This window comes from Soonwooa sp. T0.1_25 (assembly GCF_057652215.1).
In genome coordinates this window covers 257,092-277,211 of record NZ_JBYFBZ010000003.1, presented here as the reverse complement: position 1 = coordinate 277,211, position 20,120 = coordinate 257,092, and the positions used below count along the sequence as shown (strand labels likewise).

At 35.2% G+C, this 20,120-nt stretch carries 19 protein-coding genes; 4 read left to right on the top strand and 15 right to left on the bottom strand.

Annotated elements, in window-relative coordinates; all coding sequences use genetic code 11:
* Positions 1 to 18 precede the first annotated feature (18 nt).
* From AC23MB_RS06450 to AC23MB_RS06420, 7 genes are all read right to left on the bottom strand, one after another.
* Positions 19 to 888, bottom strand: a complete 870-nt coding sequence (locus AC23MB_RS06450; protein WP_487786800.1) for a ChaN family lipoprotein — start codon at positions 886 to 888, stop codon at positions 19 to 21.
* Between the two features lie 87 nt (positions 889 to 975).
* The gene (locus tag AC23MB_RS06445; RefSeq protein WP_487786799.1) at positions 976 to 2,001 is read right to left on the bottom strand and encodes a hemin-degrading factor; all 1,026 of its coding nucleotides are present in this window, start codon (positions 1,999 to 2,001) and stop codon (positions 976 to 978) included.
* 29 nt (positions 2,002 to 2,030) lie between these two features.
* Complete coding sequence (locus tag AC23MB_RS06440) at positions 2,031 to 2,810, bottom strand: heme ABC transporter ATP-binding protein (RefSeq protein ID WP_487786798.1); 780 nt, start codon at positions 2,808 to 2,810, stop codon at positions 2,031 to 2,033.
* Entirely contained in the window at positions 2,807 to 3,850 is a 1,044-nt protein-coding gene (locus AC23MB_RS06435) for a FecCD family ABC transporter permease (RefSeq protein ID WP_487786797.1), read from the bottom strand. The genes AC23MB_RS06440 and AC23MB_RS06435 overlap by 4 nt, the downstream gene beginning before the upstream one ends.
* Positions 3,834 to 4,709, bottom strand: coding sequence for a heme/hemin ABC transporter substrate-binding protein (locus AC23MB_RS06430; RefSeq protein ID WP_487786796.1), 876 nt, complete (start codon positions 4,707 to 4,709; stop codon positions 3,834 to 3,836). Before AC23MB_RS06430 ends, AC23MB_RS06435 begins: the two co-directional genes overlap by 17 nt.
* Before the next feature lie 31 nt (positions 4,710 to 4,740).
* Entirely contained in the window at positions 4,741 to 5,841 is a 1,101-nt protein-coding gene (locus tag AC23MB_RS06425) for an HmuY family protein (RefSeq protein ID WP_487786795.1), read from the bottom strand.
* A gap of 13 nt (positions 5,842 to 5,854) precedes the next feature.
* Positions 5,855 to 7,960 carry a TonB-dependent receptor plug domain-containing protein gene (locus tag AC23MB_RS06420; RefSeq protein ID WP_487786794.1) on the bottom strand — a complete coding sequence of 702 codons (2,106 nt, stop codon included), beginning with the start codon at positions 7,958 to 7,960 and terminating at the stop codon, positions 5,855 to 5,857.
* A gap of 111 nt (positions 7,961 to 8,071) precedes the next feature.
* Between AC23MB_RS06420 and AC23MB_RS06415 the strand changes: the two genes are divergently transcribed.
* Both AC23MB_RS06415 and lipB read left to right on the top strand, forming a co-directional pair.
* Entirely contained in the window at positions 8,072 to 9,355 is a 1,284-nt protein-coding gene (locus tag AC23MB_RS06415) for a T9SS type A sorting domain-containing protein (RefSeq protein WP_374329801.1), read from the top strand.
* A 123-nt stretch (positions 9,356 to 9,478) separates the two neighbouring features.
* Positions 9,479 to 10,192: a lipoyl(octanoyl) transferase LipB gene (lipB, locus tag AC23MB_RS06410; RefSeq protein WP_374329803.1), complete on the top strand. Its 714-nt coding sequence runs from the start codon at positions 9,479 to 9,481 to the stop codon at positions 10,190 to 10,192.
* A 45-nt stretch (positions 10,193 to 10,237) separates the two neighbouring features.
* Here the strand turns inward: lipB and dgt are convergent, their stop codons facing one another.
* On the bottom strand, positions 10,238 to 11,596 hold the full coding sequence (gene dgt, locus AC23MB_RS06405; protein WP_487786793.1) for a dGTP triphosphohydrolase: 1,359 nt from the start codon (positions 11,594 to 11,596) through the stop codon (positions 10,238 to 10,240).
* A gap of 100 nt (positions 11,597 to 11,696) precedes the next feature.
* Between dgt and AC23MB_RS06400 the strand changes: the two genes are divergently transcribed.
* Positions 11,697 to 12,611 carry a T9SS type A sorting domain-containing protein gene (locus AC23MB_RS06400; RefSeq protein ID WP_487786792.1) on the top strand — a complete coding sequence of 305 codons (915 nt, stop codon included), beginning with the start codon at positions 11,697 to 11,699 and terminating at the stop codon, positions 12,609 to 12,611.
* 40 nt (positions 12,612 to 12,651) lie between these two features.
* Here the strand turns inward: AC23MB_RS06400 and purE are convergent, their stop codons facing one another.
* Entirely contained in the window at positions 12,652 to 13,155 is a 504-nt protein-coding gene (gene purE / locus AC23MB_RS06395) for a 5-(carboxyamino)imidazole ribonucleotide mutase (protein ID WP_312323725.1), read from the bottom strand.
* A gap of 142 nt (positions 13,156 to 13,297) precedes the next feature.
* Here purE and AC23MB_RS06390 point away from each other — a divergent pair, with 142 nt between their 5' ends.
* Complete coding sequence (locus tag AC23MB_RS06390; protein ID WP_487786791.1) at positions 13,298 to 14,203, top strand: DMT family transporter; 906 nt, start codon at positions 13,298 to 13,300, stop codon at positions 14,201 to 14,203.
* Here the strand turns inward: AC23MB_RS06390 and AC23MB_RS06385 are convergent, their stop codons facing one another.
* The 6 genes from AC23MB_RS06385 to ric all read right to left on the bottom strand — a co-directional run bounded on the left by AC23MB_RS06385 (position 14,204) and on the right by ric (position 20,109).
* Complete coding sequence (locus AC23MB_RS06385; RefSeq protein ID WP_487786790.1) at positions 14,204 to 14,911, bottom strand: ATP-binding cassette domain-containing protein; 708 nt, start codon at positions 14,909 to 14,911, stop codon at positions 14,204 to 14,206.
* Positions 14,912 to 15,790 (bottom strand): ATP-binding cassette domain-containing protein, encoded by an 879-nt coding sequence (locus AC23MB_RS06380; RefSeq protein WP_487786789.1) that lies wholly within the window; start codon positions 15,788 to 15,790, stop codon positions 14,912 to 14,914. It abuts the gene before it with no gap.
* A gap of 126 nt (positions 15,791 to 15,916) precedes the next feature.
* Positions 15,917 to 16,300, bottom strand: coding sequence for a hypothetical protein (locus AC23MB_RS06375; protein WP_487786788.1), 384 nt, complete (start codon positions 16,298 to 16,300; stop codon positions 15,917 to 15,919).
* Between the two features lie 73 nt (positions 16,301 to 16,373).
* Positions 16,374 to 16,826 carry a hemerythrin domain-containing protein gene (locus tag AC23MB_RS06370; RefSeq protein WP_487786787.1) on the bottom strand — a complete coding sequence of 151 codons (453 nt, stop codon included), beginning with the start codon at positions 16,824 to 16,826 and terminating at the stop codon, positions 16,374 to 16,376.
* A gap of 299 nt (positions 16,827 to 17,125) precedes the next feature.
* Positions 17,126 to 19,369: a nitric-oxide reductase large subunit gene (locus tag AC23MB_RS06365; RefSeq protein WP_487786786.1), complete on the bottom strand. Its 2,244-nt coding sequence runs from the start codon at positions 19,367 to 19,369 to the stop codon at positions 17,126 to 17,128.
* Positions 19,370 to 19,380: 11 nt separating this feature from the next.
* Positions 19,381 to 20,109 carry an iron-sulfur cluster repair di-iron protein gene (gene ric, locus AC23MB_RS06360; protein ID WP_487786785.1) on the bottom strand — a complete coding sequence of 243 codons (729 nt, stop codon included), beginning with the start codon at positions 20,107 to 20,109 and terminating at the stop codon, positions 19,381 to 19,383.
* Positions 20,110 to 20,120 lie beyond the last annotated feature (11 nt).

Below are 20,120 nucleotides of genomic sequence, written 5' to 3'. Positions count from 1 at the left end.
AGTTTTTTGAAGATAAATTTAATAAGTTTTTGTCATATCAGATGGCAATATCAAATTAAATTCTGTTGGGACAAAATCTTTTTTGGGAAAACTCAAGTCTTTTGATTCGCTTTCGACAAGGCTTATCACCGCTACTTTTAGACTCGGATTTGCGTTCTTCAAATACCAAAAGATTCCGCCATATTCGTTACTGTGATAATTCCCGTTGTAATGCACAAAAAGTTTTCCAGCGGTCCAAGATGTAAGGATAGATTCTGCCATTGTTGCATCTTTCACCGCTTGTGCAGCTATAAAATTCATGACTTTCATTTCATCAGCGTGATCACCCATCATGGCTTTCATTTCGCGATATCCTGGCGTTTCTAAAGTCACATCAATAGGAAGTTTAGCCATGTTAATTTTGTCAGAATCTGGAAGTTGATTTAGCGATTCCAAACCTTGTTTTGCAACTTGAGAAGCAAATTTTCGAGGAATATTTGTAGCGATAAATTCTAGTTTTTTTGATTTAGCAAAATCTAATAGCGGTTGATAATCTGTCGCAAAATTATTCCAAAGTCGAACAGAATCTTTCAACTTTTTAACATCTAATTTTCCAGATAAATATTGATTTAGTCCTGATTGATTATCACGCTCGAACATCTCTGCACCGAGAACTAAATTTTTATTTTTCTCAAACAAAGCTTCTGTTAATCGCAATTGCAACCAATGATTAATAGAATTATTATGAAACTCTCCAAACAAAATGACATCGTAATTCAAAAGTGATTTTATCATTTTTTCGGTGTTAATTTCCTTTCCAGATTTGTTATAAAACTGAAAAGCTTTAAAGTCCTGCGCTTTAAAACCAATCGCCAAAAACGTTATTAAAACTAAAACTATTTTTCTCATGTTATAAAAATACAAATTAAAAGACCGCTCTGAAATTAAAAAAAACAAAACGGTCTAGCGTCAATAAAAGTAAAATTTAGCAAAAACCTAACTTAAAACATTCGATAAATTTCGCCATTCTTCCAACTCTGGCATCCCTGGTTTTCTTTTTCCAAAAAACTGAACAATAAAATCACCCTCTTCGTTAAAGACTTCAATCGCATGTACCAATCCGTCTTCTGTCGGCTTTTTAACCAACCAAACCTCAGCAATTTTTGAAGTATCAAGATGTAAGTTAAAATCTGGATCCATCACATTAATCCAGCTTCCTTGCCAAAAAATCTTATTAACTTCTCCTGTATGGATTTGGATAATTCCGCGATTTCCCACGAAAACCATAATTGGTAATTTTTCTTCTGACGCTTTATTTAACACTATTTCGACAGCCGAAGCTTTTAATTTTGTCACAAATTCTGGTGAAGCCAAACGCAAAGCTTGTGTTCTCGAAACGCCAAATTTTCTCGTCATTGAAAAGAAATCATGCGTATCTTTCAACTCGGACCAAGCTTTTTGGAAAGCTTCAACATCAATTTCTGAATCTGGCTTTTCATCTGCTTTTGCAGGCACCGTCTCGAAAAGAATATTCGGATCTTGATCTTCTGCTTTGTATTTCTCCACCAAAGCGTCAAAAGCTGCATGGTTACTATCTTTTGTTAAATAAACCTTGTGAAGCGCCAAACCATCTTTCCCAAAAAATTGCAAGCTTTTTTTGTCGCCATCAACCACTGCAAAAGCATACTTCCAAGAGTTAAGAAAAATCCTTAAATCGATGTCTTCGCCAACAAACAATTGTGCATGGGGACTAGAAAAATCTCCATTTTTGTAAATTCCTTTTCTTTCGTGGACGCATTCTTCATTTCGTGTCAACGCCATCACTTTTCCCAAAACCTCTAGATCAGTTAAAATCCCAGAAAAATCTGGTGTCAAAAAAGTGACTGTTTCGCCCAAATCTGTCATCAACAATTCGGCTTCGCTAACGCCCAGTTCTTGGGCAGCATTTCTTATTCTAAGTCTTGGATTTTCAGTTTTTAACTGATTCCATTTTTCTTTTAAAGTTTGATTAATTGTACTCATTTTTAAAAAGTATTTAATGTTATAAAAAACTATGTTCCGAAAATGATCATCGGATTTTTATTAATCGGATTTTCGCAAATCTTACAAGGAAAACTATAAGTTTCAGAAATTTTTTCGGGGGTAAAAACTTCATTCGGTTTTCCAGAAGCCACAACTTTTCCTGCTTTCATCAATAAAATCTTATCTGCAAATTGCGCAGCCAAATTAAGATCGTGCAAAACGACAATTGCAGAATTAGCCTTTGCTGTGAATTTTTTAATTGATTGTAATGTTTTGTATTGATGTTTAATATCCAGATTATTAAGCGGTTCATCCAAAAATATTAATTTGTGAGCCACCTCATTGTGAAGTTGTGCTAAGACTCTTGATAGGTGGACGCGTTGTTTTTCGCCACCAGAAAGCGAATTATAATCTCGATTTTGAAGATGCAAAATATCTGTTTCAATCATCACAAAATTAACCGCTTCGTAATCTTCATTTTTAGCTTCATTATCAAAATATGGATAACGTCCCATCATGACAACATCCTTTACCAGCAACGGAATATCGTTACTATGATGTTGCGAAAACTTTGCTTTATGATGTGACAGATCAATAATCTTCCAATCTTTTATTTTTTTGTTTTTAAATAAAATTTGTTGGTCGGCATGTTCTTTAATTTCATTGGCTAAGATGCTCAGCAAACTTGATTTGCCAGCGCCATTCGGACCAACAATGGCGAGAAATTCTCCATATTCTAAGGACACATCAACCGCCTTGAGAATATGGAAATCTTTATGTTTATAATTGATTTGATGCGCCTCTATCATCGGATTGATTTTTTCTGTTTTAACAAAATAATAATGAAAATTGGTCCACCTAATAAGGCTGTCAAAATCCCAATTGGTAACTCGGTTGGTGCGACAATACTGCGACTAATGGTGTCCGCAATTAGTAATAAAACGGCACCAAAAATAGCTGACAATGGTAGAATCATGACATAATTTGATTTAAAAATTAGTCTTAAAATGTAAGGAACGATAAGTCCTACAAAACCAATTGTTCCTGAAAATGCCACGCAAGTCCCAACCATTAAAGCCGTGATAACAACGATTTGTTTTTTGAGGCTTTCAACATTAATTCCTAAATGTTCTGCATCTTTCTCTCCCAACATCATCGCATTAAGTGCTTTTCCCTTTGGTAACAAGAAACTGTAACTAATGATTAATACTACAAAAAGCACCAAATTTTTAGTCCAAGTTGCAGCTGCTAAACTTCCCATATTCCAAAATGTTAAATCGCGAAGTTGGTCATCTTTAGCTAAATAAATTAAAAATCCTGTTATCGAAAAACCGATTGCTGTAATCGCAACGCCTGTCAACAACATGATGACAACATTGGTTTTGCCTTGACTTGTTGAGATTTTGTAAACTAAAATCATCGCCAACAAGGCACCAACAAATGCGGAAAGTCCCACCAAAGGAAGCTGCAAAAAGTCGGGCAAATATTCTCTAAAATGTCCGCCCAACACAATGCTAATTGCTGCTAATAAAGTTGCACCAGCTGTTAAACCAATTAAATCGCTGGTTGCTAAAGGATTTTTGAAAAGACCTTGCAACGCCGTCCCAGAAACCGCCAACATACTTCCGATAAGAATCGCCATAACAATTCGTGTTAACCTGACGTCCCAAATCACATATTTGTCGCTCAGTAACAAAGCTGAATCTCCTGTAATAACCTGCCACAAAACAAAGAATGGCGATTTTCCATTAAAGTCGAAAACTCCAATATTAAGGGAAGTTGCTGCCAACAGAACCAGCAACAAACCTCCCACTAACATGAATAGAAAAAGTTTATTTTGTGTTTTCAATTAGAAGTTTGTTAAGATCCAAAGCCGCTTCACCAAGTCGAGGTCCAAAGCTCGACACCAATCCACCATCCATTGCTATCACTTTTTTATTCTTCCCAGCATTGGTTTGTCCAACACCAGCCATTTTAAGAACAGCGTCGGTACCGCCAGCACCTTGTAATCCGCTATTGAACAAGAAAAGAACATCAGGATTAGCTTTAATCACCGCTTCTGGCGTTAATGGTTTGAAATCTTCGAAATCGTTAAAAGCATTTTCTCCACCAGCCAATTCGATAAGATTAGACATTGCCGTATTTTTTCCTGAAACCATCAAATTATTACCACGCGCATAGATGAAAAGTACTTTTGGCTTTTTCGCAAGTGGCTGAATTTGCTTAATATCAGCATCAATTTTGTTATTTAACTTTTGATAATCTGTATTACCAATAGCTTTAGCAACTTCTTCAATCAACTTTTTAGTTCCGTCAACAGAAAATTCTTGTTTGAACAATTCTGTTTTGATGCCCGATGATTTCATTTTTGCTAAAAGATCAGGATTAATGTCTTTCTCCGACGCCATAATCAAAGTTGGGTTAATTGCCATAATTGGTTCGATGGTCATACTTCTGACGTGTCCCAAATCTTTGGCTGTAGCTTTCAGACTTTCAGGAAAAGTACTGGTCACGTCTGTCCCAACAATCTCAGACTCGTGTCCAAGTGCGCTTAGGATTTCTGTAATTCCGCCTGATAAACTAACAATTTTGTTCGCAGATTTTGGTGTTTCTACCGTTAGTTGCGATTCTGTTGTGTTTTTAGAAACGTTTTCTTTGCAAGAGTAAAGCGCGAGTGCAAATGTCGCTGCTAATAATACTTTCTTCATAGATATTGTTATTTAGAATTTTGATTAAATTTTATAATGGTTCGTACTCAAAAGTTGTATGTCCACGTTCTCCTTTGTCATTGGTCATCCTGTTAAATCTTAATTTAAAAAAGAAACCATCGGCACTTTTAATAATAAAAAAGCGGTTAGAATAGACCTGTGCACCATTGCTTCCAGTTGTACTTCGCCACTTGTCACCAATGGCTCGTTGATCGTTAAAAATAAATTTGGAAGCGTCGATATCTTTCAGTTTGAAAGCATTGTAGGCAGCGTCCAAAGTCTGTCCAGTTGCAACATTAACCTGATATGCGCCAACACCATCAACAAGGTTTGATACTACAAAATCTGCAAATACGTAACTTCCAGCCGCTTGACCTTCGGCGGTGTAGACTTCATTGGTGAAAATGGTGAAGCCTAAATCCCACATTTTTTTCTTAGGATGAATGACAACTTCACGCTTTTGATTTAGGTTTAAAAATTTAAAATTATAGTCAGACTCTTTGCTCACGGTATATTCTTGATGCGAGTTCTCTTCCAACTTTGCATATTTTATTTTGTAAGCAGTAGCAGTTTTTAAAATTTGAATCTTCATCCAACCGCGATGTTCTCCGCCTGTAATCACAGAGCCAGTTGTAATTGTACCATCATAAATGTTACGTCCCATGTTAAGGAGATAAATTGAGTTGTCGGAGTCTATATCTTTAATTTCTCCAATTCCGCTGGTCTGATGTAGGAAATCACCATTTGGGTTGTCAACATATTGAAGATTCGACGGATCAAAAGTTCCGATTTGGATTTGATTTTGAAGAGCTTCCACATCTTTTGTAGTGATTTTATCGATATCTGTCGCATTGGGAATTTTACCAACCGCCGATATAATTGAAGAATTAATCAACACCCGAAATTGTGCTCCCGTATAAAAAGCCAAATCCCAATCCGTCCTTTTATTAGTCGTCATTTCACCACTAGAAAGATGCACCCAAACTTGGTTAGGTTGTGCGGCTCCACCAATATTTGGACTAAGATTTTTTCCAGAAATTGGCGTTAACTTCACGGGATCTTCATCCGCAGACAAACAAGATTGCGCAAGTATTGACAACACAGAAAAGCCTAATATTTTTAATAATTTCATGTTTTAAAAGAGTTTAAAATTGATAAGATAATCTTGCGAAATAACTTCTTCCGTAGAACAAATTGAGACTCCCAGAAGATTCGTTATGACCACTAGAAGCAGTCGTTGTATTTTTAATACTTGTGACATCAAAAAGATTTTTAACACCTGCCGAAATTTCCAATCTATTCTTCCAAAAAGTTTGATTCACCATAAAATCTAACATCGAAAACGCGCCAATCTCGCCCAATTCGTATTGAGAATTTCGGTATACATAACGCTGTTCTTTACCATTGTATTTATAGAAAGCAGAAATGGAAGTTCCTAATTTTTCGAATTTATAAGTAGCCGAAGCGCCCAACTGTAATTGATAATTGTAGTCATCCGGCGCTGTAAGATTCGCTTCTTCTAAACCACGTTTAATGGCATTAACAGAAGCTTTGAAGCCAAATAAAAATTGATTTTTTTTGACATCGAAATTTCCTGAATACAGAATCGAACGAAACTTATTAATGTTTAAAAATTTGTAAGTTGACGGCTCTTTAACCATCACCAGTTCTATTTTATCATTTAAATCAAGGTATAAAAAGTTGACGCCGTAATTGATTCGCCAATCATTTTGAGTTTTAAAACTTTGATCCCAAAACGTACCAATCGAGTATCCAACTTCAGGATCTAAATCTGGATTACCTTGCAAATCATGATTGGTGTTAACAAAATAAGTGAACAACTCATCATAAGTTGGCAACTTGTTCGCACTACCAAAAACAGCTCGCAAATAGGAGTTTTCGGAAGTTTTCAGTTTTGCAGATAATGAATAATTAAATTGATTTTTAAACTGATTGCTAACGGTCAACCTTACGCCAGGACGGATCGAAAATCGGTCGCTAACATTACATTCGGCGGATAAAAAATTGGCGTAAGTAAAGATTTTTCTTGAAACATTGTCGCCAAAAAAGTCACCAGCAATTAATGCTGCGTAACCAGCTGTATGATCCAACTCGTAACCTAATTGAAAATCAATTGTTTTGTTATTTAAAAAGTTACTCAAAATAGCTCTCGAATAAAAAACATCTGTTTTGAAGTAGGATTTACTAGCTTCAGTTGATTTGACTTTTCTATTTGGGATGTCATAAAGCTTATCCTGATATTCTCGATTTTGCGATTGATAAGAAACATCTGCATCAAATTTGACATGACCAAATTGGCTTTGTACATTGAGTTGATGAATCCATCGTTTTGTATTGTAATCGCGATCTATCGCTGTGTAAGTAATGCCACCAAGCCCATCGTTAAGAGATTCTCTAGACACCAATGGATTATAATAATTGAATTTTTCTCGCAGAAAAGACGCTTTATAAAAAATGCTTGTGTTTTTGTTCTGATATTTCAAAACAGCATTGGCATCGTATTGATCTTTTGGATTCCAGTCGTAGCCTCGTAGATTATCTTGTTCAAAATACTTGTAACCCTGCAAATTCCCTTTGAAACCCATAAACTGATTATGATTAACCGAAACACTTGCAAACCAATTCTTGTCAATATTATAATTTAGGTTTACATTTTGAATGTGTCTTCCGTGACCTTTTTTGCGAATATCATAATTATCGCGTACAGTTTCTTCTTGTAGAGTCAAACGTCCAGAGAGTGTTTTACTACTCGATTTTTTAGTAATAATATTGATAACGCCAGACATTGCACCATTACCGTACTCCACACCCATGCTACCTTTTACAACCTCGAGTCGCTCAATATTGTTAACACTCAACTTTGTCAAATCGATATTGCTACCAAGTCCAGTGTCGCCCACAACAGGAATATTATCAATTAAAATTTTAACATAATCGCCACCTAATCCTAAAATATTCGCAGTAGAATTTCCAGATTTAGAATCTGACAATACTAACATATTAAGGCTCTGGTTAAGGACTTCCGACACATTGTTAGCTGCCATCTCTCGAATTTGAGTTTCGTTAATAACCTCAACTTTGTAGATTGATTTGTCGATACTTTGAGCTTTGTATTGTCCAGTCATCACAACAACTTCATCAATCTTTTTGGTTTGGATTGAATCTGATTTTTGTGCTTTAACTGATATTGAAAGTCCTAGAACTACGATTGGCATCAGCATCCTTTTCATGAACTAAAAAATTTTTGACAAATATATAATTTTATTTAGAACAATTAAAAATAATTATATAGTTTTGTAGAATAATTCTAAATAACAATTTTAAACTTTACATTATTCTTTATGAAAACAAAATTATTTTTAGCGTCAATGTTAGCCTTAACGGTTCAGACTCAAGTTGCTGCACAAACTGATGAATTGGGATACAAAACGGTAAATCTTACTATGGGACCATCTTATCAAAATCAAGTATTCTTCAACTTGGCTAACGAAAACACAAAATCTCAATTGGCAAATCAATGGGATATTGCGTTTTATCGAAACTCTAACATGGATATGGGGATTAAGGTTAACGATGCCAAAGACATAAAAGTTTATCAAGTCTCAGCGACGCCATCTGCTTATGACGCTGTGGATTTATCGCAAAAATCAACTTGGGGCGAATCTCTTTATAACCCAGATTTAACAAATAGAATTCAGGAAGGCGCCTTTGACAAAGCGACTTTATTACCACAAGGACAGTTCAATTTTGGTTGGGGTTCATACGACATGGTAACTCATAAGATTACAGGAAAAGTCACTTTTGTGTTGGAATATGGCGACGGATCTTACTACAAATTCTTCATTAACGAATTCTATGGTGGTTATACTTTCAAATATGCAAAATGGAACGGATCGTCTTGGGAAGCTACACAAACTAAAACTGTTGCAAATGGTTCTGATGATGCATTTTTTAACTATTTTTCATTTGATAGTGGCGAAAAAGTTAACAATATCGAACCAGCAAAAAATGATTGGAATTTTATGCTAACAAGATATTATACATTTTATAATAATATCATGATGTATCGTATGGCAGGAATTGTCCAAAATCCAAACATCAAAGTAGCGAAAAAACAGCCCGAAACACAAGCCAGTTCAACCTATTCAACACCAGCGCAAACAGATTATTCGGACATTATTACAAGTATCGGTCATAGTTGGAAGCCGACAAGTGGTGTAGATCCAGATGTTGTATTTTACGTAAAAGACCCTAGCAATTATTACAGATTATATTTTACAGAAAACGGCGGTGCAACGACAGGGAATGTAAGTTTTAAATACAAAAACATCACCTCAGAACTTGGCGTTACTGACCTTGGTAAAAAAGCAAGTTTCGGTGTTTATCCTAACCCTATTTCGAACAAAAGAGCAACGATTCTTTTCGATGTTAAAGAAAATTCTAACAACAACGGAACTGCAGAAATCTTCGATCTTTCTGGTAAAAAAGTTTTTGAAACTAAGCTTAGTAAGCAAAACGGTCTGCAACAACAAGACGTAAATCTTTCTAGTTTGAATACAGGAACTTATCTTTTAAAAATCACTTACGCTGGTATTTCTGAAACTAAAAAAATTATTATTAAATAAGAAATCCATATCAATTTCAGATCATCTTTTATTAGATGGAAAGCTCATCAAATTTGATGGGCTTTTTAATTTTAATATCGACAAAAATAAATGTAAATTTGTGTGAATAATTTTTCTACGATTATGAATCATAAACTAAATAAAATAGTAAAATTTGAAGATCTTGGGACTCGCGATTATATGCCGACTTGGGATTATCAAGAAGCTTTGATGAAGGAAAACCTAGACATCAAAGTAAAAAATCGCGATACTGAGCCAGAAGAACAAGAAATAACGAATAATCATTTGTTGTTTGTGGAGCATCCACATGTTTACACTTTAGGGAAAAGCGGGCACGAAGAAAATATGCTCGCCAATGCTGATAAATTAAAGGAAATTGAAGCAACTTATGTTAAAGTTAATCGTGGTGGCGACATTACTTATCACGGATTTGGGCAGATTGTTGGCTATCCTATTTTGGATTTAGAAAATTTCTACACCGATATTCACCGTTATATGCGAGACTTGGAGGAAGTTATCATCCGTACCATCGCAGAATATGGTCTAAAAGGTGAGCGTTCTCCAGGCGAAACTGGAGTTTGGTTAGACGTAGGAAAACCTTATGCTAGAAAAATTTGTGCAATGGGCGTTAAAGCTTCTCGTTGGGTAACCATCCACGGTTTTGCATTAAACGTGAACACTAATATGAAGTATTTTGATTACATCGTACCTTGCGGAATTACCGATAAACAGGTCGCTTCTCTTAAAAACGAACTAGAACACGAAGTTGATATTGAAGAAGTAAAACAAAAAATAAAGAAACATTTCGTGGACGTTTTTGAATGCGAATTGGTTTAAAACAAAAAAGCGATTTCAATAATTGAAGTCGCTTCTTTTATGTTTTTAAACCGTCATTCCGATTTCGATACCTTTTATTTTTCTATAAAGATCGGTCGCATAATTGTCGGTCATACCTGAAACGAAATCCAAAACGCCCAAAACTTTGTCATAGACACTTCCCTCTTCATAGACAAACTGTTTTGGGATAAGTTTTAAAGCCATTTTATCATAATTTTTTCGCTCCGATTTTTTTAAAATAATAGATGGAATGAAATGATCTAACAACTCATACATAACGTTGTAACCAGCATTTTCGATTTCAATAACCGCTTTATGATTGTAGATTTTTTCAATAGAAAAACGTTCGATTTCTGTTAATGACGAGCTTTCTTGTTTAAAAATATCCAACAAAGCTTTATCCATTGTACCATCAATAATTTTATCAAAATTAGCTTGGTAAGTCGAAATTGATTTATTAATCAACGAGTTAATAACTTTCGCTCGCAAATAAGAAATTCGCTCGTTCGGATTTTTAATAATATCGAGTTTATCATTAACACGTTTGATGTCATCAGGATTCACAGATTTAACCAAATCTATAAATAAATCTTCACAATCTCGAGAATTAACGATGCCCAAACGATGCGCATCTTCCATATCGATAATGCTGTAACAGATATCGTCCGCAGCCTCTACTAACCAAACAAAAGGATGTCTTTTATGGATAATTGGTTCGTCGCTTTCGCATTGCATGCCTGTGGCATTAGCAATTTCTAAAAATGTCGATTTAGAATTCTGAAAAAAACCAAACTTCTTGCGATGGATAATTCCTTTTTGTTTTGCAATTGCTTCACAAGGATATTTCGCAATACTCGCCAAAGTCGAAAACGTTAATTGTGTTCCTCCTTCGTCTTTACCTTGTTGCTGATGCGTCAACACTCGGATTGCATTAGCATTTCCTTCAAAATTAACAAGATCCGCCCATTCTTTCTCTTTGAAGAGTGGTTTAAGATCTTTTTCATTTTGTTCAAAGTAACTGGCAATCGCGTCTTCGCCAGAATGTCCAAAAGCCGGATTTCCGATATCATGACAAAGACAAGCCGCTGCAATTACGTCATTTAACTGATATTGGTAAAAATTATGCGAGGTTTCGTTAAGATCGTTTTTATAATGTTTTGAAACAAAATCTCCAATTAAACTTCCCAAACTACGCCCAACAGAGGCAACTTCTAGAGAATGTGTCAATCGATTGTGTACAAAAACACTTCCTGGCAAAGGAAAAACTTGTGTTTTATTTTGCAATCTTCGAAAAGCCGACGAAAAAATAATGCGGTCAAAATCTCTCTGAAAATCTGTTCTGGACACAAAAGTTGGTTGATGATTTCCGGTGCGCTGGTTGGTAAATAATTGGTTAAGATCCATAACACAAAAATACAGAATCCGATTTCAAAAGCCTAACAAAGACGTAGATTTTCAACTATTAAAAAATAATTTAGTATTATTGTAGCCCTAAAAATAATTTATGAAGAAGTTTTATGTATTAGCAGCACTTTCGGTTGCTGGTTTAGCATTTTCGCAAAATGCAATTTCATTCGAAGCCTCAGAAGGTTTTACACTTGGTGACATCAATGGACAAAATGGTTGGGAAGTAACTGAAAGTAGCGACGGACCTTTAACTAACCAGATTATTACAAACGAAAAAGCAAGCAATGGAAATTTTTCTTTTAAAAATGCACACGTTGATGAGTACCAAGAACAATGGTTCCCGATAATGGGTGTAGAAAAAACTTTTGCAACGCCTTTAGATTTTAATGACACAACTATTTCTTACGATTTTAATGGTTCTACGAAAGGAGGTTCAGATTTTGAATTTGCAGTCTATGCAATAAATGAAGCAACTGAAGAATTTGATACCTTATTGGCAACAGGTTTTGAAAATCGTGGTATGATATACATTTGGAACGAAAATTTTTCAGAAATTGGATACGCAAATAAAACGTGGGAACCCAATAAGTGGTACAATATGAAAATCCACATTACAGCTGATAAAATCACTTACTACCTAGATAATGTTCAAATTTTTGAAAATCCTAATAATTCAAAAGTAAATATATTAGGAATGAATTTTTTACATAATAACTATGGTGGTAATGCATATTATGATAATATCAAAATAAATAATGTTGACCTTGCAACTTACGAAGCGCAACATTCCACAGGCTTAAAAATCTATCCAAATCCAGCAAAAGATATCGTAAAAATCGATAGCAAAGATGCGATCGAAACCTACAACATCTTTAGTATGGCTGGACAAAAAGTACTTTCTGGAAGCAATGCAAAAGAAATTAACATTCAATCTTTAGCAAAAGGAAATTATATCCTTCAAGTTAAAACTAAAGACAACAAAACGCAGTCAACTAAGTTGGTTAAGAACTAAAATAAAAGCCTGTTTCTAACGAGACAGGCTTTTTATTTTATTAAATATCGTATTGATTCGGATGTTTAGCTTTAATATCGCTGACCGTTCCCAAAACTTTTTCCTTTAAAGAATCTTGATATTGTTGCATTTTGTTCGAAACATTTTCATCAGAGGTTCCAATGATTTTAGCAGCTAAAATCCCTGCATTTAGCGCTCCATTAAGAGCAACTGTTGCCACAGGAATTCCGCCTGGCATTTGCAAAATCGACAAAACCGAATCCCAACCATCAATAGAATTACTCGACAAAATCGGAACACCAATCACAGGAATCGTCGTGCAACTCGCCACCATACCAGGAAGATGCGCCGCCCCGCCAGCTCCAGCTATAATTACTTTCAGTCCTCGTTCTTTTGCTTTTTGTGCATAATCCAGCATACGTTCTGGCGTTCTGTGCGCCGAAACCACTGTCAATTCATAAGGAATTCCTAGGTTTTTTAGAAAATCTGCTGCTTGTTCCATAATTGGAAGATCGCTTTGACTTCCCATAATTATTCCTACCATTTCATTTTTTATTAGATTTTCAAAGATAAAAATTAATAAAAGACGAAACCAATTTGAATAAAAATTGATCTTCAAAAAGTATCTATAAAGCCTATTTTGCCTTGGAAAAGTCTATCTTTGCAACTTCTTATTTCACTAACACTTGAGAAACTACAAATTACTTTTCGCCATTTTTACCGTCGCACTCGTCTGGGGAACCACCTTCATGGGAATTCGCGTTGCCGTAGAAACAATTCCTGGCTGGTTTGTAGCGGGAATTCGTCAATTTTTGGCAGGATTAATTATGTTGACCATTCTATTATTTCGTAAAGAATTAAAATGGATAGGTTGGAGAAATTTTGGATACCAAATTGTTTTTTCGGTTTTAATGTTAGTCATGGCAAATGGTCTAACCACCGTTGCTGAAGAAGAATTAAGCAGTAGTTTGGCGGCGTTAATTAGCGCTTGCTCACCTATTTTGGTTTTTATCGGAAGTCTATTTTTAGGTTTACAAAAATTTAGTTTTAAATCATTATTAGGCGTTATCATTTGTTTCAGCGGGATTCTAATGATTTTTTGGGATGGTTTACAAGACCTTGCTATTCCTGAATATCGAAACGGCATTATCATGATGTTTTTCGCAATTTTAGGTTGGGCAGGCGGCACTATTTTCACAAAAAAAATGGACATCAAATCCGAGAATATTTCACTTAATTTGGTCTATCAATTTTTTTTCGCAGGCGTTTTCCAAATTTTGTTAGCATTTTTGGTAACTGAGAATTACAATTTTGGAAATTGGACTTCAAAAAGTATTGCTGCAATGCTCTATTTGGCAGTTTTCGGTTCTGTCATTACCTTCTTTGCATTTCACTACGCATTGACAAAAATTAGCCCAATTCAGGTTTCGATTTTATCTTATATCAACACAATTATCGCTATATATTTGGGTTGGCTGTTGCTAGATGAAAAAATAACAATTCAATTTATTTTGGCTTCAATATTGATTATTTCTGGTGTTTTCATTATCAATTATAAGCCCGAAATGTTTAGAAGAAAAGTTTTAAAATAGTTACAAAAAAATTTCTTTTCCCACATTCAAATCCTTCAAAAATTCTTGGTCGTGAGAAATAACGAGCAAACTTCCTTTGTAATCTTGCAAAGCAGAAGTTAGGATTTCAACATTTTCCAAGTCGAGGTTATTGGTTGGCTCATCCAAAACGATTAAATCAGGTGCTTTTCCCATTATTGAAAGACAAGCAAGCAACAATCGCATTCTCTCGCCACCGCTTAAACTCGATACTTTTTTGTCCCAAACTTCTTTTCGAAATAAAAATCGAGTTAATATTGTTTTCAACTCATAATCCGGAATGGGAGTTTGATTAAAATATTCGGCTTGTTCTAAAACATTGAAATTTTCATTTAAAACCGAATAATTTTGATCTAGATAAATGGATTTAAAATCTGCTTTTTCAATATTTCCTTTTGATGGTTTTAAAATTCCGACAAGAAGTTTTACCAAAGTCGATTTTCCAGAAGCATTATTTCCTTTAATCGCCCAACGTTCGCCACTTAAGATTTGGAAATTCAAATTTTCGTTCCACAAAAATTCTTGATTGTATTTAAAATTTAGTTCCTTCAGATCTAATAAAATTTTTCCTTGATGCAATGCCGAATCGTCAAAATTAAATTTCATCTGTTGCAGTTGTGAAAATTCTCGTCTAAGTTTCGACAAATCCTCAGAAATTCCATCGATTTTTTCTGCATGAACGTCTTTCATTTATGAACTTGAATTTTCTGCTTTGTTTCGAAGCGTATTCATCATAATTCTTGCAACGCCAGTTTTTTCTTGCTTCTTTTTTCCTCGTGAATCCAGTTTTTGTTGACGTTCCAAAGTTTCGCGCTCAACATTTTTGGCTTTTTTCAAATATTTTTCTTTGCTTTTAATTTCGTTTTCCAAAGCCAAATCCGAGGCTTCTTTTTGCGCTTTATAAAACTTAAAATTCCCACCAAAAACTTGAATTCCTTTAGGAGAAAGCTCAGCAACTTTACCCAATAAATTGAGTAAAGTTCTGTCGTGACTAACCACCAAGAAGGTTTTTGAAGTTTCAGAAACGAAATTGTACAATAATTGTCGCACTTCAAAATCCAAATGATTGCTCGGCTCGTCCAAAATCACAAAATCGGCTTCGTCAATATCGATTCCAGCCAAAAGAACTTTTGTTTTTTGTCCACCACTCAAGGTTTTCATCGAATCTGAAAGCGAAATATTTTCAATTTTCCATTTGGAAAAAGCTTCTACTACTCGATTTTCTAAATCCCAATCGTCATTTAGGATTTCAAAATTTTCTTCGGAAACATCGCCTTCCAAAATTTTATGCAAAGCTTTTAATTTAGAATCAATTTTTAAAGCTTCAGCTACTGAAGCTTCGTCCAACTGACCGTATATTTGTGGAACAAAATAGATTTTTTCATCGGAACTAATTTCACCTTCAGAAGGTGAAATTTCGCCCGAAATAAGTTTTAATAAACTAGATTTCCCAACACCATTTTGACCAATTAGAGCGACTTTTTCGCCTTTGTTTAACGTAAAATTGAGGGAATGAAACAGCATCTCTTTATCTGGATGCAGATAGGTAATATTGTGTAAAGTAAACATGTTTTTTCTTTAAAATGAAACTTGAAGCCCTGAATTAGGCTTTGAAAAGTCGTTAAAAGAAAAAGAATTCTACATATTTACGCGGTGATTTTGATTTGCAAAGATAGGAATATTATTTTTTGACAATTAATCCTTCTGATAAAGTGCTTGAGCATCAACATACAAAGTAGCTTCCGACGGTTTGTAAACGTATTTTTTAGAAACAAAATTACCCTCCGAATTCTTTTCCAAAATAATATTCGCTTCGTTTCCTATGAAAAGTTCGGCTTTGGATTGATCATCATTCAACAAAATAAATGCGCTAATAATGGCTTCACCTTCTTTGGTTTCAATAGGATTCAAGCGAGTTCCTTCACTAAAAACCTGAATACAATTGTTCTTCAGAACGCTCCATGTTTGTCCTGCAGAACCTTTACATCCGTGTTTATCTTGATCATTTCCCACCATTTTTTGAGGTGCGTTGCAAGCCATTAAACTTCCAATTGCTAGTAATAAGATTGTATTTTTCATATTTTAAATTTTCCAAGAACTAACAAAACTGGTGCTATTAAAGGCTGTTAAAAGAAATTTAGTATAAAAAAAATTACTTCCAAAACTCATCGTTAAAATTATCTTTTTCATCGGAATGAATTTCTGCAAGCGCTTTTCCGATTTCTAAAAGCTGATTTTTATTTAGATTTTGCTCTAAATGTGGTAACCATTGTCGTTCTTCATACCGAATATGATCATCCAATAAATTCGCAAAAGCTTCAAAATTTTGAATACTAAGATTTTTAGAAATTTCATTGAATAAAACTTCCAAGTCTTGATGCTCTTTCGCTACTCGATTTGAAAATTCATCTTTCAAATAAGGAAATAAAATCTCTTCTTCTTCTTTGAAATGTTCCTTCAAATGCTGATTCCAGAAATAATCAACATATTTTTGAATTCGAGAAAGTTCAACTTCTTTCTTTAAACCTTGACGGATTTTCCAGCAACACAGCAAACCAAAATGATGGTCATGTGAAAGTGGAATGATGTTTTCGTTACGTTTCATATTTTTTATTTTTTTAAATTACTGTTACTTATTCTTTTTTCTTGATAAAAAAGAATCAAAAAATCAAGACTTGAAAACTCAGCTAAAAATTCAAATGAAATCCTAAAATTTCTAAAACTCGCTCCAATACAATCCCAACCTTGCTCAAACACTCGAAATTTTTCACAGATTTAATTCAAATTTTCTTAACGCTTCCGTTTTCTAGGTCATTAATTTAACAATAAAAATTTTAAATAGGAAAAACTAAAAGCCTCACCAATTTCCAAAAAAACTGATGAGGCAACACTATTAAATTTAGTTTATCTCTTCTCTTTTAAAGACCATCCGAATTTTAATCCGATGATGAAAATCACCAATAATAATTCACCCAAAGCCAATAAAATATCTCCAGGAACACGCATCCATCTTAGGAAATGCATGATTTCGGTTTGCATAAATTCTGCAGATCTTGCGTACCAATAACCTTCTTGGATAGACGCTACAGCTTGCATAATTCCGATTGGGAGAATACTAATAGTCGTCATCACAAATAATCCGATATTCGTTAACCAAAATGCCCAACCAATCAATTTGTCATTCCAATGTCGATCTGGATACAAACCTCTCAAAATAAAGAGCATTAAACCGATTCCGAGGATTCCGTACACTCCAAATAATGCGGCGTGACCATGAACTGCTGTTGTATTTAAACCTTGAATATAATACAACGCAATTGGTGGATTGATCGCAAATCCGAAGATTCCTGCGCCTAAAAAGTTCCAAAAACACATCGCAATAAAGCAGTAGATTGGCCATTTGTAGGCTTTGATCCATTTGGTGGATTTACTGATTTGATAGTTATGATAGGCTTCATAACCAATTAAAACCAACGGAACAATTTCTAATGCACTAAACGTCGCTCCCAAAGCTAAAACAGCGGTTGGTGTTGCCGAGAAATACAAGTGATGGAATGTTCCTAAAATTCCTCCTGCAAGGAAAATTATCGTTGAAAATAACACCGAAATTGTCGCTGATTTTAATCTTAACAAACCTAATCTTGTGAACAAGAATGCGGCAACAACGGTCGCAAAAACTTCGAAGAAACCTTCTACCCAAAGGTGAACCACCCACCATCTCCAATATTCGGCGATTGCCATGTGCGTTTGTCTTCCGTACATTAATCCAGCACCGTAGAACATGGCTATAGCAACAGATGCAATTACGAAAAGCGTTAACATGTGGCGGTTTTCGTCCTTCTTTTTTAAAGCTGGAAGCAAAGCACGAATCATTAAAATCAACCAAAGAATTAAGCCTACCAATAATAATATTTGCCATACTCTTCCCAATTCAACGTATTCGTAACCAGAATGTCCCCAAAGGAAATTGTCAACATAACCCAACTTTTGCATTACTCCTAACCATTGTCCAGCTAAAGAACCGAAAACAACTATTAACAAAGCTCCGAAGAGAATATTGACACCTAATTTTTGATATTTTGGTTCGTAGCCCGAAACCGCTGGCGCAATGTACAATCCTGTTGCCAACCAAGATGTTGCAATCCAGAAAATAGCTAACTGCACGTGCCAACTTCGAGATACCGATTGTGGTAAAATTTCATCCAACGGAATTCCGTAAAATGCACTTCCTTCCACGCCGTAATGCGCTGTGATAACGCCCGCTAACATTTGAACCAAAATCAAAAGTGCGACCACCCAAATGTATTTTAAGGTTGCTCGCATAGAAGCTGTTGGTTTCATATTTCGTAATGGATCGTCCAAAGGCAAGGCTTCTACGATTTCTTCTTCTTTGTTTTTAGCATGATAGAAAACCAATGCGCCAACCCCAACTAAAAGCATCAAAATACTGAACCCAGACCATAAATGCAACGAACTTGACGGAACATTCCCAACCGTTGGGTCGTGCGGCCAGTTGTTGGTATACGAAACCGTATCATTAGTTCGATTCGTGATACAAACCCAAGTTGTCCAAGAGAAAAAAGCGTTCATTTTATCCATTCTCGCTTGATCTTTGACGGTAAACTTCTGGATAGCATACGAATCTCGAAGTTTTGTCATCGACGGGTCTCCCATGAATAATTTGGAATAATAATCTGCCAATTCCGCCTGTACTTTCGCACGTTCTGGTGAAATGGTAATCGTTTGCGTTGCTTCATCCAACGTATTGGTGCGGAGTTCTTTCTTTAATAAAGATTGATATTTCGCTTGTTCTTCGTCTGGAAGGTCTTTGTAAATTTTTCCATCTTTTTTTGCCAATTCATCCAATAAAAGTGTGGATTCACGATGCAGATAATCAGCTGTCCAATCGGGAGCGATGTAGGCGCCATGTCCCCAAATACTCCCAACCGTTTGTCCACCAATTGATTGCCATACATTTTGTCCATCCTTAACATCTTGACCTGTATAAAGCACTTTTCCATCAGTTGTAACCACTTTTTCTGGAATTGGTGGGACTTTACGATAGATATCTACGCCGTAAAAAATGAGAACCGCAAAGGAGGCAATGATGACAAAAGCGAGCCAACCCCATAATTTTTTAGGTGTCATAGTTTTGTTTTTTAGTTGTTAACCACAGAGAATTCCTTCTCTAATTCGATCGATTTTGGGAACAAAATGTTGTTTTCCAAATGAATGTGCGTGTGCAAATCGTTTTCGAAATCTTGAAGCATTGCAAACGTCACTCGATACGTGTTGCAAGCGTCTGCTGGTGGATTGTAGTTATTTGTTAACTGTGCAATTTTTTCTAATCTTTCGCCTTCAACGGTGTGTTCATGTTTCATCATTTCAACGGGATTTTCTACCGTTCCGAAATGAGGTTGCTCAATCGGTTGACCCGAAATTTTAGAGTTCATCATTTTTCGAACAAATGGGAATAAAACCAATTCTTCTTTTTTAAGATGCGCCGCTAAATCCTGTGCAGAAGCATTAAACAAATCTCGAATTTCAAAAAGTTCGGGATGTCTATCGCCGTGTACTTTGCAAAGTTTATCCAAAAACTGCTGAATAGTCGGCGTTTTCTCTTCAACATAACGGTGATGCGTTTTCTCCACATAATCTGCCAATAAATCTAGCGGCCAAGATTTAAAATCAATTCCACTTGCTCCTGAAGTTGGAAGATTTTCCAATTCAGAATAAATTTTATTCGGGTCCAAATCCTTTTTATCACAAGCTTGTTCGATTGTACGCCCACCTTTGCAACAAAAATCAATTCCATATTTTTTAAAAATAGCTGCCGTTCTGAAATCTTCCGCAACCATATCTCCTATTAAATCTGTTCTCGTGTTCATAATAAAATACT

Bases quoted from the DNA above. Each gene is read 5' to 3' on its own strand.
- AC23MB_RS06450 (WP_487786800.1), bottom strand. From the start codon at position 888: ATGAGAAAAATAGTTTTAGTTTTAATAACGTTTTTGGCGATTGGTTTT.
- AC23MB_RS06445 (WP_487786799.1), bottom strand. From the start codon at position 2,001: ATGAGTACAATTAATCAAACTTTAAAAGAAAAATGGAATCAGTTAAAA.
- AC23MB_RS06440 (WP_487786798.1), bottom strand. From the start codon at position 2,810: ATGATAGAGGCGCATCAAATCAATTATAAACATAAAGATTTCCATATT.
- AC23MB_RS06430 (WP_487786796.1), bottom strand. From the start codon at position 4,709: ATGAAGAAAGTATTATTAGCAGCGACATTTGCACTCGCGCTTTACTCT.
- AC23MB_RS06425 (WP_487786795.1), bottom strand. From the start codon at position 5,841: ATGAAATTATTAAAAATATTAGGCTTTTCTGTGTTGTCAATACTTGCG.
- AC23MB_RS06420 (WP_487786794.1), bottom strand. From the start codon at position 7,960: ATGAAAAGGATGCTGATGCCAATCGTAGTTCTAGGACTTTCAATATCA.
- AC23MB_RS06415 (WP_374329801.1), top strand. From the start codon at position 8,072: ATGAAAACAAAATTATTTTTAGCGTCAATGTTAGCCTTAACGGTTCAG.
- lipB (WP_374329803.1), top strand. From the start codon at position 9,479: ATGAATCATAAACTAAATAAAATAGTAAAATTTGAAGATCTTGGGACT.
- dgt (WP_487786793.1), bottom strand. From the start codon at position 11,596: ATGGATCTTAACCAATTATTTACCAACCAGCGCACCGGAAATCATCAA.
- AC23MB_RS06400 (WP_487786792.1), top strand. From the start codon at position 11,697: ATGAAGAAGTTTTATGTATTAGCAGCACTTTCGGTTGCTGGTTTAGCA.
- purE (WP_312323725.1), bottom strand. From the start codon at position 13,155: ATGGTAGGAATAATTATGGGAAGTCAAAGCGATCTTCCAATTATGGAA.
- AC23MB_RS06385 (WP_487786790.1), bottom strand. From the start codon at position 14,911: ATGAAAGACGTTCATGCAGAAAAAATCGATGGAATTTCTGAGGATTTG.
- AC23MB_RS06380 (WP_487786789.1), bottom strand. From the start codon at position 15,790: ATGTTTACTTTACACAATATTACCTATCTGCATCCAGATAAAGAGATG.
- AC23MB_RS06375 (WP_487786788.1), bottom strand. From the start codon at position 16,300: ATGAAAAATACAATCTTATTACTAGCAATTGGAAGTTTAATGGCTTGC.
- AC23MB_RS06370 (WP_487786787.1), bottom strand. From the start codon at position 16,826: ATGAAACGTAACGAAAACATCATTCCACTTTCACATGACCATCATTTT.
- AC23MB_RS06365 (WP_487786786.1), bottom strand. From the start codon at position 19,369: ATGACACCTAAAAAATTATGGGGTTGGCTCGCTTTTGTCATCATTGCC.
- ric (WP_487786785.1), bottom strand. From the start codon at position 20,109: ATGAACACGAGAACAGATTTAATAGGAGATATGGTTGCGGAAGATTTC.